The sequence below is a fragment of the Streptomyces sp. DI166 genome (assembly GCF_900091315.1).
GTDB lineage: Bacteria > Actinomycetota > Actinomycetes > Streptomycetales > Streptomycetaceae > Streptomyces > Streptomyces fuscus.
In genome coordinates, this window is the sequence record NZ_FLSP01000025.1 from 1 (window position 1) to 14,569 (window position 14,569).

Annotated in this window: 15 protein-coding genes; 6 read left to right on the forward strand and 9 right to left on the reverse strand. The window is 69.6% G+C overall.

Annotated features, from left to right (window positions below; all coding sequences use genetic code 11):
* The 4 genes from GA0115233_RS14660 to GA0115233_RS14675 all read right to left on the reverse strand — a co-directional run.
* On the reverse strand, positions 1 to 1,214 hold a 1,214-nt coding region (locus GA0115233_RS14660; protein WP_093720703.1), incomplete at its 3' end, for a hypothetical protein.
* Positions 1,211 to 1,855, reverse strand: a complete 645-nt coding sequence (locus tag GA0115233_RS14665) for a WhiB family transcriptional regulator (RefSeq protein WP_093720642.1) — start codon at positions 1,853 to 1,855, stop codon at positions 1,211 to 1,213. The genes GA0115233_RS14660 and GA0115233_RS14665, both read right to left, overlap by 4 nt.
* A 154-nt stretch (positions 1,856 to 2,009) precedes the next feature.
* The gene (locus GA0115233_RS14670) at positions 2,010 to 2,726 is read right to left on the reverse strand and encodes a zinc finger domain-containing protein (protein WP_093720643.1); all 717 of its coding nucleotides are present in this window, start codon (positions 2,724 to 2,726) and stop codon (positions 2,010 to 2,012) included.
* 2 nt (positions 2,727 to 2,728) lie between these two features.
* A complete protein-coding gene (locus tag GA0115233_RS14675) occupies positions 2,729 to 3,616 on the reverse strand; it encodes a helix-turn-helix domain-containing protein (protein WP_093720644.1) in 888 nt (295 codons plus the stop codon).
* 849 nt (positions 3,617 to 4,465) lie between these two features.
* Here GA0115233_RS14675 and GA0115233_RS14680 point away from each other — a divergent pair.
* The 6 genes from GA0115233_RS14680 to GA0115233_RS14705 all read left to right on the forward strand — a co-directional run bounded on the left by GA0115233_RS14680 (position 4,466) and on the right by GA0115233_RS14705 (position 9,278).
* Positions 4,466 to 4,936, forward strand: a complete 471-nt coding sequence (locus GA0115233_RS14680; RefSeq protein WP_255310188.1) for an XRE family transcriptional regulator — start codon at positions 4,466 to 4,468, stop codon at positions 4,934 to 4,936.
* A 71-nt stretch (positions 4,937 to 5,007) separates the two neighbouring features.
* Positions 5,008 to 5,484: a hypothetical protein gene (locus GA0115233_RS14685; RefSeq protein ID WP_242705806.1), complete on the forward strand. Its 477-nt coding sequence runs from the start codon at positions 5,008 to 5,010 to the stop codon at positions 5,482 to 5,484.
* Positions 5,481 to 6,689: an MAB_1171c family putative transporter gene (locus GA0115233_RS14690; protein ID WP_093720645.1), complete on the forward strand. Its 1,209-nt coding sequence runs from the start codon at positions 5,481 to 5,483 to the stop codon at positions 6,687 to 6,689. The genes GA0115233_RS14685 and GA0115233_RS14690 overlap by 4 nt, the downstream gene beginning before the upstream one ends.
* On the forward strand, positions 6,686 to 8,110 hold the full coding sequence (locus GA0115233_RS14695) for an amidase family protein (protein ID WP_093720646.1): 1,425 nt from the start codon (positions 6,686 to 6,688) through the stop codon (positions 8,108 to 8,110). Before GA0115233_RS14690 ends, GA0115233_RS14695 begins: the two co-directional genes overlap by 4 nt.
* Before the next feature lie 194 nt (positions 8,111 to 8,304).
* Entirely contained in the window at positions 8,305 to 8,427 is a 123-nt protein-coding gene (locus tag GA0115233_RS41710) for a hypothetical protein (RefSeq protein ID WP_255310189.1), read from the forward strand.
* A gap of 416 nt (positions 8,428 to 8,843) precedes the next feature.
* A complete protein-coding gene (locus GA0115233_RS14705; RefSeq protein WP_093720648.1) occupies positions 8,844 to 9,278 on the forward strand; it encodes an NUDIX hydrolase in 435 nt (144 codons plus the stop codon).
* 87 nt (positions 9,279 to 9,365) lie between these two features.
* Here the strand turns inward: GA0115233_RS14705 and GA0115233_RS14710 are convergent, their stop codons facing one another.
* The 5 genes from GA0115233_RS14710 to GA0115233_RS14730 all read right to left on the reverse strand — a co-directional run bounded on the left by GA0115233_RS14710 (position 9,366) and on the right by GA0115233_RS14730 (position 14,524).
* Positions 9,366 to 9,545 (reverse strand): hypothetical protein, encoded by a 180-nt coding sequence (locus GA0115233_RS14710; RefSeq protein ID WP_176711780.1) that lies wholly within the window; start codon positions 9,543 to 9,545, stop codon positions 9,366 to 9,368.
* A 60-nt stretch (positions 9,546 to 9,605) separates the two neighbouring features.
* Positions 9,606 to 10,805, reverse strand: coding sequence for a bifunctional class I SAM-dependent methyltransferase/NUDIX hydrolase (locus tag GA0115233_RS42210; protein WP_093720649.1), 1,200 nt, complete (start codon positions 10,803 to 10,805; stop codon positions 9,606 to 9,608).
* 28 nt (positions 10,806 to 10,833) lie between these two features.
* A complete protein-coding gene (locus GA0115233_RS14720) occupies positions 10,834 to 11,604 on the reverse strand; it encodes an NUDIX domain-containing protein (RefSeq protein ID WP_255310190.1) in 771 nt (256 codons plus the stop codon).
* 233 nt (positions 11,605 to 11,837) lie between these two features.
* On the reverse strand, positions 11,838 to 13,328 hold the full coding sequence (locus tag GA0115233_RS14725) for an NUDIX domain-containing protein (protein ID WP_093720651.1): 1,491 nt from the start codon (positions 13,326 to 13,328) through the stop codon (positions 11,838 to 11,840).
* A gap of 56 nt (positions 13,329 to 13,384) precedes the next feature.
* Positions 13,385 to 14,524 carry an NUDIX hydrolase gene (locus GA0115233_RS14730; RefSeq protein ID WP_093720652.1) on the reverse strand — a complete coding sequence of 380 codons (1,140 nt, stop codon included), beginning with the start codon at positions 14,522 to 14,524 and terminating at the stop codon, positions 13,385 to 13,387.
* Between the last annotated feature and the right edge of the window lie 45 nt (positions 14,525 to 14,569).

A 14,569-nucleotide genomic window follows, 5' to 3' on the forward strand; every position in this document is an offset into this window, starting at 1 on the left:
CCGGTGGGCTCGGTCCCCGTGTCGGTGTCCTTCGGTCCCCGATGCGGGTCCGGGCCCTGAGCAGGCGATTCTCGCGAAGTTCTGTCGGTCCCCGCGCCTCCCGGGTCCCCCTGCAAGGCTTCCGGATTGGCACGACCGGTCCCCGGGACCGCACCTGCTTCTGGGGCCTCGATCTCCACCCTGATCCCCGCGGTCTCGCCCTCGGTCCCCGCGCTAGCTGGCTCCTTCGGGTCCGCGATTTCGGGGACCGGTCCCCTCGGAGCGCTCGGTCCCCAGTCCCCGACCGACTCGTCGGAACCGTCTACAGGGACCGGCGCTTTCGAGGCAGGCTGTGAGGGGACCGTGGCTGCCGTCGAGGTGGTGTGCGCCGGGGACCAGGGGGAGGGAAGCGGGACCGTGGCGAGCGCGAGTGCGTGCCGGCGCGCGGCGAGCTGGTCGAGCAGCTGCGCGCGCTGGCGGGAGTCGGTCCCGACCGAAGCCCTGCCCACCGCCTTCGACAGGCGCCGCGTCAGCCGCCGACCGCGCCGGCTCTGTTGCTGCTCGGGTGTGCGTTCGGCGAGGCGAGCGGCGAGGGCGACTGCGCGGGCGGTGGCCCGGTCCCGGGTGATCTGCGCCGCGTCGCGGTCACGTGCGGCGATCCCGAGGCGGGACAGCAGCCGCTCGCGTGCTTCCCGCCCCAGGACGGCGATCAGTCCGTGGGAGGCGGCACCCGGGGTGCGCAGGCGCAGCTCGATCCCCATCGCGAGGTGCCACAGCATCGCCGCCATGACCGGCCCGACGAAGGCCCTTACCGTGCCGCCGATAGGACCGCTCTCGGCATAGGCGGGGATCACCTGCACTGTGGTGATCACCCAGACCAGCGTGCCCGGCAGGCCCGGGGCGCCCTCGGTGGCCAGGTTCTGGCGTGCCATCAGCGCCGTCGCGAAGAGCGCCAGCTCGGCCGCGGCGAACATGCCGGCGCGCTCGGCGGCGCCGGCCATGTCGAGGTAGTCGGCGGCAAACCGCCAGCTCGTGTCCGCGGAGTAGCAAGTACAGCCGAGGGCGGCAAGGGCAGCGACCTTGACCGCCGGACCGCTGAGACGTTTCTGCGGGCGCGTGCCCCGGCGCCGGATCGTCCAGGCTGTCAGCACCAGCACGACGGCGGCGGTCACGACGGCGGCGAGGAGGAGAGAGGGGCCCGGAGCGGCGCTGAGGGACAGGAGGGGGTGGGTCATGCGGCCTTTCCGAGAGAGGCGTGCGCCGGAGTCGACGCTGCCGGGCGGGCTGCCGGCTGCTGTGTGCCAGGTGCTGCGGCGGGCGCGGGGCCGCTCGCTGCTGGGGCGGTCTTCTTCCGCTTCTTCTTGGGCCGCGGCACGCCGTAGGTGCGGTCGCGGTCGAACACCTTGTTGGCCGCCTGCCGGAGCAGGTCACGGGCGTGCTTGTGGCTGATCTGCAGGGCGGTGGCGAGCCGGTCGGGCCGCCAGCCGCGTACGTAGGCGTGGTCGATGACGACCTGCCGCTCGGCCTCGGTCAGATGCACGTCGCGTCCCAGGAAAAAGGAGGTGACGCGTCGGTAGTCGAGGCGCTGGTGCAGTCCGTCGTGCCAGGGACGCCGCTCGGCCTCGGTGAGGCCACCCCAGATGCCCTCCTTGAGAACGTTCTCCAGGGCGAAGTTGAGGCAGTCGCTGCGTACCGGGCACCAGCCGCACAGCTCCTTCGCCTCGGCTATGGCTTCGTGGTCCCGCGGGAGCGGGAAGAAGACGGCGTCAGCGTCCTCGACGTCCATGCCGTGGCACGCTCCCTGGGTGTGCCAGCTGGTGTCTCCGATACTGCGCAGGCCGGTGGCCGGCGCGTCGTGGGTGGTGATGTGACGCAAGGGTGGTCTCCGATGTGCTGCCGCGTCGGCCGGCTGGGCGGGCGCTGGGCGCGGCGTCGGGTGCCGGCTACGGCGCGCGGGCGTGCGCCGCATCCGGGGCGGGACGGTGATGTTGGGGTGGCGGTGCGCCGGGAGGCACGCGCCGATGCGCCGGTCAGGCCAGCGCGGGCTGCTGGACCTGCTCGCTCTGCTGGGCCTGCTGGGCGGCGGCGAGGTCGACGCGGCCGGGGTGCGGGGTGGCGCGCGGGGCGGTCGTGCGTACCCCGTCGTCGGGACCGATCCGGCGGCGACGACACGGCTCGCCGGGCTGGGCCAGGCACCACTCGCACTTGACGCTCAGGGCGTCGGGCAGCCCCTGCGCGACGGCGGCCTCGCGGGCTGCGCGGGCGGGCCGGTAGGGGGCGAGGGCGGCGCGGGCGGCGGGCGGTATGCAGGAGCCGATCTGCCGCAGCCTCGCCTCCAGCCTCGGGTCGATCCGGTCGCGACCGCTGGTGATGGCTCTGGCCTGGGCGGGCTGCGCGGTGCCGGCGGCGACGGCGCGGCGGGTGCCGACCAGCTCGGCGGTCCAGGCTGCCTGGTCGTCCGGGTCGGCGGACGGCGTGGGATCGGAGTGCCGGGCCAGGCGGTCCCGCCGGTAGCCGTCCCAGGGGCGGGCCACGTCCGCGGGCAGGATCTGGTACGGCGAGACCCTGATGTGCTGGCGGGCCGCGACGCGGGCGTCCCAGCCGTGCGGAGTGGCCATCGGCACGTCGCCGAGCAGCTCGTGCCACTGGGCGAGCTGGTCGCGTGCCTCGCCCTGGTCGGTGCGGATGGTGCGGGGGTCGAGTCGGCCGATGTAGGCCAGCAGGGCGGCGATTTCGCGGCGGTCCACGGCTACTGCTCCGTTCCGGTCGGCTCGTTCAGGGCGGCGAGGAGGGCGGCGGTGTGGGCCTCTGCCCGCGTCATACCACCGGGTTGGCCGGGACCCGTGCCGGGTACGGCGTAGAGGTTCGGGCGGCCAGGGGGGTGCTCCCGGGCGACCCAGGAGCGCCAGTCGGCAGCCCAGGCAGCCGCCGGCCTCGGCTTGAAGCCGGCCCGGTGGGCACGCCACTTCGCGTCGGCCGCCTGCAGGCCCTGCTCGCCAAGGCGGTCGAGGTGTCCCTGCTGGCGGGCCCAGGTGTGGGTGGCTGGGTCGACCTGCCACTCGGCAGCCGAGAGGACGGCAGCACCACCACTGCTGTACCTCCGGTTCAAATCAGGTTCACTACGGTTCTGTGTGCCGGATTCCGGTACATCGCTGTGCCGGTTTCCGGCACGTCGAGGTGCCGGTTTCCGTCGGGACCTGCCGGATTCCGGTACTGCCGGTTTCCGGGCCCTCGCAGGGGATTCCGGCACCTCACGCGGGCGGATGTTGAAGCGCCGCAGGGTTGAGATGCGGAGCGCCGGGGTGGCCTCAGTCCCCGCCGGCGGCGCATGGTCGCCATCCTCGTCGTCCACGGTCTCTGCCAGGGCCTTGGCGGCGAGGGGGAGGCGGTAGACGGTGCTGCGCTGCGGGCCGGTGAGGTCGTCAAGCTGCTCAAGCTCACCGGCGTCGACCAGACGGTCGATGGCCTCGCGGACCGTGGAGACGGAGGCGCGGGTGCGCTTGGCCAGGCTCGACAGCGAGGCCCAGGAGACGCACTGCTCGTCGCCCACCCGGTCGGCGATGGACAGCAGGACCAGACGCGCCGTCCCCCGGCTGCAGCTGTGCTCCCACACCCAGTCGCGGGCTTCGCTGCTCATCGGCAGCTCTTGACGAGCGGGCGGGTCCAGCGGCTAGGCGGGGCCATAGTGGTGCGGTCCGGCTCGGGGCGCTGAGGCGCCGAGGCGGAGATGGCTGCTGCGCAGGCCAGGCGAAAGGGCCTTTTGCGCAGGGCAGGAGGCATGCGATACTCCCCTTTGCAGTGTTGCCACGCTGACGCGCCCCTTGGAAGGACTCAGCGTGGTGATGGTGGGCAATCTCCGCCCTTGCCGGGGCGGGTATGCCGCTTAGCGTTCGGCGTCCGTGAGTTACCGCTCCCGGGCGCCGTCGCTGTTTGTGGACCTTCGCGGTCCGGTCCGTCCTCGTGCTCTCCTCATGTCCGTCGCTGCGGGCGGGCTGCCCGGGACGACGAACATACGCACGGACCCGTATCAAGATCCAGACTTGGTTCTTAAACTCTGTACTGGTTGCAGAGAGTCATCGGATGATCGTGTGCCGCAAGTGTCCGTACGGCGCGACCTGAGGCGCACCGCCGCGTCGAAGCGCACCATTGCCGCGGTTGCCTCGAATGCCGAGAGCGTGTCACTGTGTCCGAATTGGAACGGGTGTCTGTTATTCCCTGCAGTGGAAATGCGAGGCGGATGGGGTGTTTCCACTGCCGCCTCCGCGCTTTCCGATCGAAGATAAAATCCTGCGTGCCAGACGTGACCTATGTCGCTGGCTGAATGTGGCTTATGCCACGTCACCCGGCATACTCCTGCCGGTGGAAACGGACAGGCCGACCTGAAACAGGCGGTACGCGTCGCACGGAAACGTGCTGGCGGGGTAGAACTTTCCATACAGTGGATCAGCTCGTCAACTCACGTTTATCGCGGGGTAGGGTGCTTGAAGTGACGACGAAGTCCACCCAGGAAAGGATCATGAAAGAATCGACCGAAGGTCAGGTGAGCCCCAAGGGGCTCATGGACCGCCTAAACCGCCTGTTCGACACAGTGCACCCGCCCGACCGTGGCCCCTTCAGCAACGCCGAGGTGGCCGAACTCATGGAGAAGCGCGGGCTGGGCAAACTGTCGGCCCAGTACCTCTGGCTCCTGCGGACCGGGCAGCGCGATAATCCGACGAAGCGTCACCTCGAAGCGCTAGCAGGGTTTTTCGGCGTGGATCCCGCATACTGGTTCGACGACGCCGTCGCCGAAAAGACCGTGCAGGAACTTGAGTTGCTTGCACTACTTCGCGACGCGAAGATCAAAAACGTGCTCCTTCGCCTGTCCGACGTTTCCGCAGACGGAAAGGATGCCGTCCTGGGGATCGTCGAGAGCGTACGAAAATCCGAGGGGTTGCCACCCTCAACTGGCTTGTAAAACGGCCGCGTTCAGTAAGTGATCAAGGAAAAGCAATGTGGTCCGCACGTAGGCTGCGCCGGCCTGACCTCTTGGCCGAGCTGCAGCTCCCGCACGTCACCAATATCCGCGACCTCAGCGACGAGGTCTCACGCCGCACGGGACGGAAGGTGGTCCTGGAGGCCCGTGAGCAGGCGCCCTCCGTGTGCGGGGCATGCGCCGTCACGGAGAGTGCCTTCCACGTGTACTACGACCCGCGGACCAGCTCCCTGCACCAGGACCACATCATCGCCCACGAGTTCAGCCACCTGCTGCTCGGCCACCACAAGAACCGCCCGGCGTCCGCGCTCTCCTCAACGATCTTCACCAGCGTGGGCTCGGCCACCGTCGAGATGATGTTGGGCCGTACCAAGTACGACGAGGACGAGGAGCGGGACACCGAGCTCCTCGCCTCGTTGATCCAGCGCCGGATCATCGACCGGTGGCTGCGCAGCGACGAGTCCTCCGGTGACGAAGTGCAGGACCGGGTCACGCACACGCTGCTGCGCCGACGGGAGGCCCGGCCGTGAAGGACCTGCTCCACCCGATCAGCCTCGTCATCGCCACGCTCGGCTTCCTCTGCTTGCTGCGGGACGTGCCGACCCGCCGCCGAGACCCCGCCTTCACCGCGCTGGCCGCCGTCTTCCTGCTGTCAGGGCTGTCGTTCCTGTTCTCCATCACACTGATGTGGCAGTACCTCGACCATGTCCTGGGCGTGGTGAACCTCTCCGTACCCCTGGCGATGGGGTGCGTGGTCGCGCTGCTCGCCTGCCAGCAGATCGTCCTCACCTACTGGGGATCACCCCCCGAAGTTGCCCGCAGGAGGGCACAGGAGTGGCTAGCCGCAGGCTTCGCTGTGATCGCCGGGCTGCTGGTGCTGTTCGCCCTGCTGACACCGAACGCGCCGCGACCGATCAACTTCACGCTGTACTACGCGCATGATGGCTGGTACGCCGCGTATCTCACCCTGTACGTTACGGCCTACACCATCGGTGAACTGTCCCTCGCCCGTGCCTGCTGGCGCCTGGCCCGCCGCAGCACCCGCGGGTCCGTCCGTATCGGCTTGCGCATCGTCGCCCTCGGCGCGACCGTCACTCTCGGATACAGCGCCGTGCGCATCGGGAACGTGATCGCCGGCGCCTTCAACGCGTCGCTCGCAGAGTGGGAGGGCTTCGCGTGGACCTGCGGCGATGTCGGCGCCATGCTCACGCTCATCGGCTGGCTAGTGCCCACAATCAACGATCAGGCTCAGAGCCTCCAGTACCGGATCAAGCAATACCGCAGCTACTACGGCCTACGACCCCTGTGGCTGGCGTTCTACAGCGAGGCGCCCGAGATCGCACTGCCGATCGACCGAGTCGACCCGGCCCAGAGGCGCCGCTTCCGCAGCATCTCGATCCGGCTCTACCGCCGAGCAGTCGAGATCAGAGACGGACGGTTCGTGATCCGTCAGTACCTTGATGCCGCAGTCCGCGAGGCCAGCGAAGCCCGCCACCGGGCCCGAGGGCTTCACGGAGAAGAGCTGTCCGCGGCCGTCACCGCCGACCAGATCCTCGCCGGAATCGCCGCCCGGGCTGCCGGCGCCCGCCCGGAGACCGACCAGCTCGCCGAGTTCGCCGACTCCGAACGCCAGACCAGCAGGCCCATGGACGACATCGACGCTCTCCTCGACGTCGCGCGCCACCTGCCCCGCCAGCCCGCACGAGCCCCCCACCTTGAGCAGGTCTCCGCATGACGACCGACCTCACCCACCAGCCCGCCCACGTCCAGCTCCAGGCCCTGGATCGCCGCGAGATCTCCAGCCGCGAACTGCTCGACCTCCACCTGGCGCAGATCGACGCCAGCCAGATCAACGCCGTCGTCACCCGCGACGACAGCACCGCCCACGCCGCCGCGCATGCGGCCGACGAACGCCGCGCCCGCAACGAGAGCACCGGCATCCTCGACGGCCTTCCCCTCACCATTAAGGACAGCTTCGAGACGGCCGGCCTGCGCACCACCAGCGGCGCCGAAGACCTCGCCGATCACGTCCCCGCACGCGACGCCGTCGCCGTCGCCCGGCTCCGCCACCAAGGCGCCGTCATCATGGGCAAGACGAACACCCCGGCGTACTGCCAAGACCTGCACACCGACAACAGCCTGTTCGGCCCCACGCTCAACCCGCACGACCCCAAGCGCACTACCGGCGGCTCCTCCGGCGGCCCCGCCGCCGCCGTCGCCGCACACCTGACCCCCGCCGACCTCGGCAGCGACCTCGCCGGCTCTCTACGGCTCCCCGCTCACTACTGCGGCGTCTACGGCCTGCGCCCCACGCATAGACTCGTCCCGGCTCGTGGCCACATCCCGCGCCCGCCGGGATGGATCACCAGCAGCGACATGGTCACCCCAGGCCCCCTGGCCCGCCACCCCCGCGACCTCGACCTGCTCCTCGACGCGCTGACGACACCGTCGCCCGCCGAGAACAGTCCCTGGATCATCAAGCTGCCCACGGCGCGGCGCCCAGTCGATCAGCTCCGCGTGGCGGTGTGGGCCGAGGACGCGAGCTGCCCCGTCGACCGTGACACCGCCGATGCTCTCGCCGCCGTGGAGCAGGCACTTGCCTCCGCCGGCGCGAACGTCCGCCGCACCGCGGGACCGGTCCGCTTCGCCGACTCTCTGCAACTGTTCGAGCAGCTTCTCCACGCCACCGCGACGGCCACCACCGACGATGAAGCCGGCGCGGCCGAACTCGCGGCGGCGCGAGACCTGCGCGAGGACGACGCGAGCCCCCGGGCCGCCTTCCTCCGCCACCGCACGCAGACACACCGCTCCTGGCTCCGCGCCAACGAGGAGCGCCTCCGGCTTCGGGAGACGTGGCACCGGTTCTTCGCCGACGCCCAGCACGACGTCCTCATCACCCCCGCCGCGCCCACCGCGGCGATCCCGGCCGGCAGCCGCTGTCTCACGGTTGACGGCGTCGAGCGTAGCTTCTTCGACCAGACCGGCTGGGCCAACCTCACCAGCCACGTCGGCCTGCCCAGCCTCGTCGTACCCGTCGGTCGGAACGCGGACGGTCTCCCGATCGGCGTGCAGCTCGTGGGACCGGCGCACGCGGACCGGACCCTGCTGGCCATGGCCGAAGACCTGACGTCGCTTCTCGGCGAGGCGGCCGGATAACTCAGCTCCCGATGCCTGCGGTCAGGGGGACGAGAGTGCAGTTCGGACCGTGTTCGGGATCCAGCGGCGATCCCGCGGGCCATTGAACATCTCACGGGGCAGTGGGACCGCCTCGCTGCTGAGCGGTTCAGGTGGATCGCGCGGTGCAGTCCGTCAGGGAGGCGGCGCTGCACGCGACGCCCGCTACCGTCACCATGAACCCTGTGTGGCCAGGCCCGAGCACCGTGACCATCGCCATCTACCTCGAGGAACCGCTCGCCGCCATCAACGCCCTGGTACGCGACGCGCGGCCAGACCCGGTCTCCGGCTTCGCGTAATTTGTACACCGGGCGCGGTCGAGATCCTCATGGGGCGGCCGGAGTTCGAGCGGTGGGGACACAGCGAGCACCTGTACGCGGCTGTCGAGGAAGAGTACTCGCCTGCCGACGAGCTAGAGGCCCAGCCACTCTTACGCGGGAAACAGGTCTGGTTCCGGCTCAGCAATACCGCTGATGGTGTCGTAGCGGAGGGGCAGTGCTGACCACCCGGAGGCTGTCCAGCCTCTCCTCACCTTCCTGATCCGCAAGCCAGTTCGACTATTTTCGGGCTGTCGGAACATCCGGTCGCACGGCCTAGACTCAGGGCCGTTTGCCCGGCGTCAGCTGCCCGTCACCGGGAGGTGTACGCGGCTGTGCGTCATGTTCTCGGGCGCCGACCGTGCGTTCGGTTCCGACGTATGAAGAGGGGTGTTCCCGTGCCCGAGAAGGTCACTAAGGACAAGGTGCTGTGCTACGTCGTGCGCGCCGGAAAGCTGCTGGTGTTCCGGCACACCGACTACAGCTACGAAGAGGTTGGCATCCAGGTCCCGGCCGGCAGCATTCGCGACGGCGAGACTCCGGAGGACGCGGCCCTGCGCGAGGCCCGCGAGGAGACCGGCCTGAAGGACTTCAAGCTCGTGCGCAAGCTCGGCGAGACCGAGTACGACATCAGCCCGTACCGGTTCGAGCTCCAGCGCCGCCACGTCTTCCACCTGGAGCTGACCGAGCCCACCCCGGAGCGGTGGATGAGCCAGGAGGATCACGACGGCGAGCAGGTGCCCACCCACTTCGAGTGCTTCTGGATCCCGCTGGAGGCCGCCCACATCCTCCAGTCCGGACAGGGTGCTCTGCTGGGACGCCTGTACGACTGATCCCCATCCGGTCACGGCCACGCGCTGGAGCGCGGGGGACCGGTAGCCCTCGACGATGAGGAGGCGAAGTCCCGTCGGGAGAAGCTGCTAGGCGTGTTGCAGCCGGTCGACGAGGCCGCGCCGTAGCTGCGCGTAGTGGCCGTCCTTGTCCCGCTTGCGTTCATCGACGAGGAACAGACCGGTTGCCCGGGTGTCGATGAGTCCCTCGCCGCAGTCTTGGACAGGGATGGCGGCCACATGGGGGTCGGAGATCAGCACGATCTTCAACTACGTCTCCTTCGGGGCGAAGGTCGAGGTGGCGCCACAGGCTCGAGTCTGTGCTGGCTGTCATGCCAGCGTGTCGACCGGCGTGGTGGGTGTGCCGGGGGCGAATTGAGTGAAGTGCGCGGGCGGGTGATCGATGGCCAGGTCGGGCCGCCATGCGGTGAGGATCTGGGCGCTGCACACGAACAGGCCGTCGGGGAGCTGATCGAGGGGGTGCCACGTCCAGTCGCCGACGCTCTCGTCCAGCTGTGTGGCTGGCTGTCCCTGCCATGCGTGGACGAGTGCGCCGACGGTGACCCGTAGGACCCCTTCGACGTGGTCGACGAGCGTACCCAGAAGCCTGACGTCCCCGACGCGCGCGATCAGGCCGGTCTCCTCAGCGAGTTCACGGATCACCGCGGCTTCGAAGGACTCACCGGCCTCCACGGTCCCTCCCGGCAGTTCGAGGGTGCCGCGATGGTGACGGCCCAGCAGGACGCCCTGCTCGCTCAGGAGGATCGCTCCGACGCCGACGGCTGCGTGTGCCGTGGGCGCTTTGGCGCTGCGGGGGCGGCTGGAGATCCGTGCCGGCCGGTCGGGCAGGCGCCGGGCTCGGATGAGCTGCTGGATGACCGGGGCGCTCTCGTCGGGGTGAGGCAGCAGGTCGATGGCCTCGACGCGGAAGCCGTACTCGGTGAGCAGGTCCTCCCACAGTTGCGGTGCCAGGACCCACATCTGCGTCGGCAGGGGTGGATCGTCGCGCAGCAGGATCATCTGCTCGCGCGGAGCCACCTCCGTGGACGGACCGCTGCCGTGCAGGTCGGTGTGCAGGAGCGAGAGAATAAGGGGTGCGCCGGGACGCAGTCCGTCGCGCAGTGCCGGCAGCGAACGGTGCGGGTCGATGAACCCCAGTGTCCCGATCGCGTACGCGGCGTCGAACGGCTCGGCCCTGGCCAGGTACTCGGTCGCATCTCCTTGGACGAACTCCACGTCTTGAACGTTCGTGTGGGTGGAGACGGCGCGTTCGTGCTGGGTCGGAGACAGCTCGATTCCGGTGACTCGGGCGCCGTGAGCCTGTACGAGATGGACGGCGTGGTGGCCGGCTCCGGAGCCGACGTCCACGACGCGGCGGCCGGTGATGTCCCCCAGGATTTCAGCTCCCGGTCCGACCCCCTCCCAGGGCGTCCAGGACATCCGGTCGGGGATGGGCGGCGTGTAGGCGCGGGCCAGTTGGCGCTGGCCGTAGACCTTCCAGGCTTGGGTATTGATGTCTTCGACAGGCAAGATGCCTCCTGGTGGGCGCGCTCCGAGTTCAGGTGTGCGTGATGAGGTAGGAGGGGCCCTCGCCGCGACGGGCTCGTTCGATGGCGTCGAGACGGGCGAAGGCCCGCGGCGCCATCAGCTCCTGCCAGGTGGCGAGGTCGTGGGCGGCCCACATGTCGTGTTCGGCGGGATCGAGTCGGATCCGGCCGAGCTCGTCTGCGGTCAGCTGTCCTCCGTCGAAGATGAGACCCACCTTGTTCAGCGGCAGGCGGGGCCCGGCGTGCAGGAAGTGGGTCAGGAGCAACCTCGGTGTATTCAGGCCGAGTTCGAGGCCGGTCTCTTCGACCGCTTCGCGCCGGGCGGTCTGGAGCGGGTCCTCTCCCTGGGCGTCCAGGTTGCCACCCGGGAACTGCCAGAGGCGCGAGCCGTAGACCGAGCGCAGCTGGACAGGCCGGTCGAGCTCGTCACGGATGTACAGGCACCCGTACACCGTGTGGTGGGGAACGGTCTGTGCGTACTGCGTGGGCGTCATCGGCATCGGGCGGCCCGGACGCGCAGGGCGATGGTCGAATTCGAGGGCGAGGACGCTGAGCGCTTCCTTGGCCGCCGGGTAGATGCTCTGGAGGTTGGCGAGGAGTGCTCCGGGAGGCCCGTCCGGGTCGATGCGCGTGATGTCCTCCGTGCCCAGCAGATCCTCGAAGGAGGGGTATCGGGTGATCCGCTGCACGATGACGTCGAGTTCCCTGCCGGTGTCCCGGTCGTGGAAGACGACCGTGTCGCCGACTGCGACAGCGAGCTTTTGCGGGGTGGCTACCCTCACTTCGACCGTCTTACGGCCTGCCTCCACTTGACGGTAGTACTGCGGGAGCAGGTGCATGTGATGCTCTTGCCGTTCATCTCCTGTCGCCGGACTAGGGACGGCTGAGATCGCCTGTTGGGTGTCGTCAGGCACGCGTGCCTCCGATCGCTGATGTGGCTGGTCGGTTGCGGTCTGTGGCCCGTGGAAGACGAACCGGGGTCGCTGCGCGGCAGAGTTTTCGGGCGTGGCCGTGCTCATGCCCATCCCGCTTCGGAGTAGAGGCGGCCGGCTCGGATGCCCTCGATGACCACCCGCGTGTAGGGGACGAGGTCTTCGGGGAGTGCCGCCGGGTCCCAGAATGTCCACTGGGTGCACTTGTCCGGCTCGCGCAGTTCGGGCTCGCCGGTCCAGGTCCGGGCGCGGAAGAACAGGCCCATGCGGGGCTGGTCCCCGGCATTGTCAATGTGGTGGACGACGTGGACGAGTTCGACGTCCTGCGGCTCGATCTGCAGACCGGCCTCCTCTCTGGCCTCCCTGATCAGGCACGTGATCGCGCTCTCCTGCTCGCAGTGACCGGCCAGGACGTGCCAGGTGGAGGGCGCGAACGCGGAGTCGGGGTGGCGCAGCCCGAGCAGCACCGTTCCGTCGGGACGCTCCAGGTAGAGGTGCACGCCGATGACGTTGAGGACCGTCCCGTGCGGGGAGGTTGGTCGGCGCTCATCGTTCGGTGCGGCCCCGCTCTGCGACGCAGTGCAGGAAGCACTGGCCGTACGGCTGGCGGCGTGGCGTCGTACGAGGTCCCTGGTGGTGGGTGCGATGCGTAGGCGGTGGAGGTCGTCGGGGCCGAACCAGGCCAGCATCACCCCTTCCGTCAGGTGGAGTTCGCGGGGATCGCCGTTCCAGCGGCCGGCGTAGATGGCGATGGGCACGGTCGCGCCGGCGTCGTTGGTTGCTTCCTCGATGCCGAACGGGGTCAGGTCGGCGATGTGGAGGCCAGCTTCCTCGTCCAGCTCGCGCCGCACGGTGTGTTCCAGGGTGGCGTCCTGGGGCTCTCGGCCGCCGCCCAGCAGTGACCACATGCCCGGCTCCCAGATCTGGCCGGGGAAGTAGTCGCGCAGGTGGAGCAGGTACTCGCCTCGGTCGTTGTAGATCAGGGCCGAGGCATTGGCGGTCTCCGGTTCGACGCCGGGCGTGAGCTTGAGCAGCTTCTCGCGCAGGGAGGGGGAGGTCACCTTGTCCATGGGCCTCCACTCGATGCCACCGACTTCTTCTTCCTGCAGCACAACCGGCACCTCCGTCGCCGTGTGCAGGCGGAAGAGGAAACGCAGGTCGAAGTGCTGGTGCCCGGGTTCGCCTTTGTCCGGGCGGACGTCGATGTCGTGGATGTCGATGTCGAACGGCACGGTCTCGTATCCGGGCCACGGTGCCACGGCCTGGGGTGAGATCCCGGTCTCCTCGTGCAGCTCCCGAAGGGCTGTCCCTGCCAGGGACTCGTCTTCGGGCTCGGCGTGTCCGCCTGGAGGGAGTACCTTCCCGCTTGCCAGGTGAAGCACGTGCAGGACGCGGCCGAGCTGGTCGACGACGATGGCGCCGCAGGTAACGTGCCCGGAAAAGGTAAAGCGACTGGCGATGCTGGTGGGCAGCTCGAGGGCTTCCAGGAGGCCGCCGAGTTGCGGCCGCTCGTGAGGGTGACGAGCGAGGTAGGTCTCGACGGTGGTGCGGATGTGGTCGTGCGACAGCGGCATGGGTGTACCTCAGAGAGCGCAGAGCGGAACGAGTCGAGGCGGGGTGGTCCTTCGCGTCAGCTCAGCCGCATCCCCTCCACAGGGACTTCCTCGATCCTGGTGCGGCCAGCGGTGGGCAGGGCCCAGCGCTCCCGGGCGGTTTCAGCGGCGAGTCGGGCTTGCCGCTCCCCTGGCGGCCCCCATCCCAGAAGGGCGGCTGCCTGGACGGGGGAGACGAGCAGGCGGGCGAAGGGGCGGCCGGTGGCAGGGTCGACGGCCGCTGGCCCGATGGCGGTGACCTGGGCGGCCAGGCGGAGCCGGGCGTTGGGCCCCACTCCGCCGTAGACCTCGCCGGTCTCGTCCAGCACCCATCCCAGTCGCACCGGGTCGGTCAGAGTCAGCTGAGCTTCCTCGGCGGCTTCGCGGTGGAGGGTGTCCTCGGGCGTCGTGTCGGTCTTCTCCACGGTTCCGCCGGGCAGCATTGGCAGCGCGCCCCGGGGGCCGGGGTCGGCCACGAGGACGACCCGGCCGTCGGGGACGAAGCACCACGCCCAGGCTTGCTGCACGGGGAGCCGCTCGGGGACAGGCGCACGGTTGAGGGGGCTGTCCCACAGGGGCCGGTAGCGGACGTGGACGTCATGGCGATCCAGCGCCGGGACGTCGAGGATGTGCCGGCCGTCGGCGAGGTGGGCGGTGGCGGTGTTCCCGAGCCGGGCACGGTAGGCGGCGAGCATGATCTGCCCGTCGACGGGGCGCAGCCGTTGCACCGCGTCCCGGGTCTCGAAGAAGGCGAACTCGGACAGCTCCTCGCGAGGCAGGCGGATCGCCTCCACCTGGTCGGGGGTGAGGGATCCGCCGTCGAAGACGTATCGGATCTCTCCGGGACAGGGCATGCCGGGCCTGATGTCGGGATGGTGCGGCGAGAGGGAGTGGACGGCGAGCACGCCCGACAGGGGCAGGTCCGGCAGGCCCAGTTCCTCGGTGATCTCGCGTCGGCAGGCGACGTGCGGGTGTTCGCCGGGTTCGACGACTCCTCCGGGTAGCAGCCACCGGCCGTCCTTGCGGTAGGTGGGGTGCACCAGCAGGACGCGGCCGACTTGGTCGGTGACGATCGCGGCGGCGCCGAGCCACACTGCGTGCCGGGACGCGGCGTACTGCGCTGCGGACAGGGTGGCACGCGGTGCACCGTGATCCGAAGGTGAGAGGGGAGAGGTCACGAGACTCTGCCTTTCAGAACGGTGGGCGGACGTGTATGCGGCGCG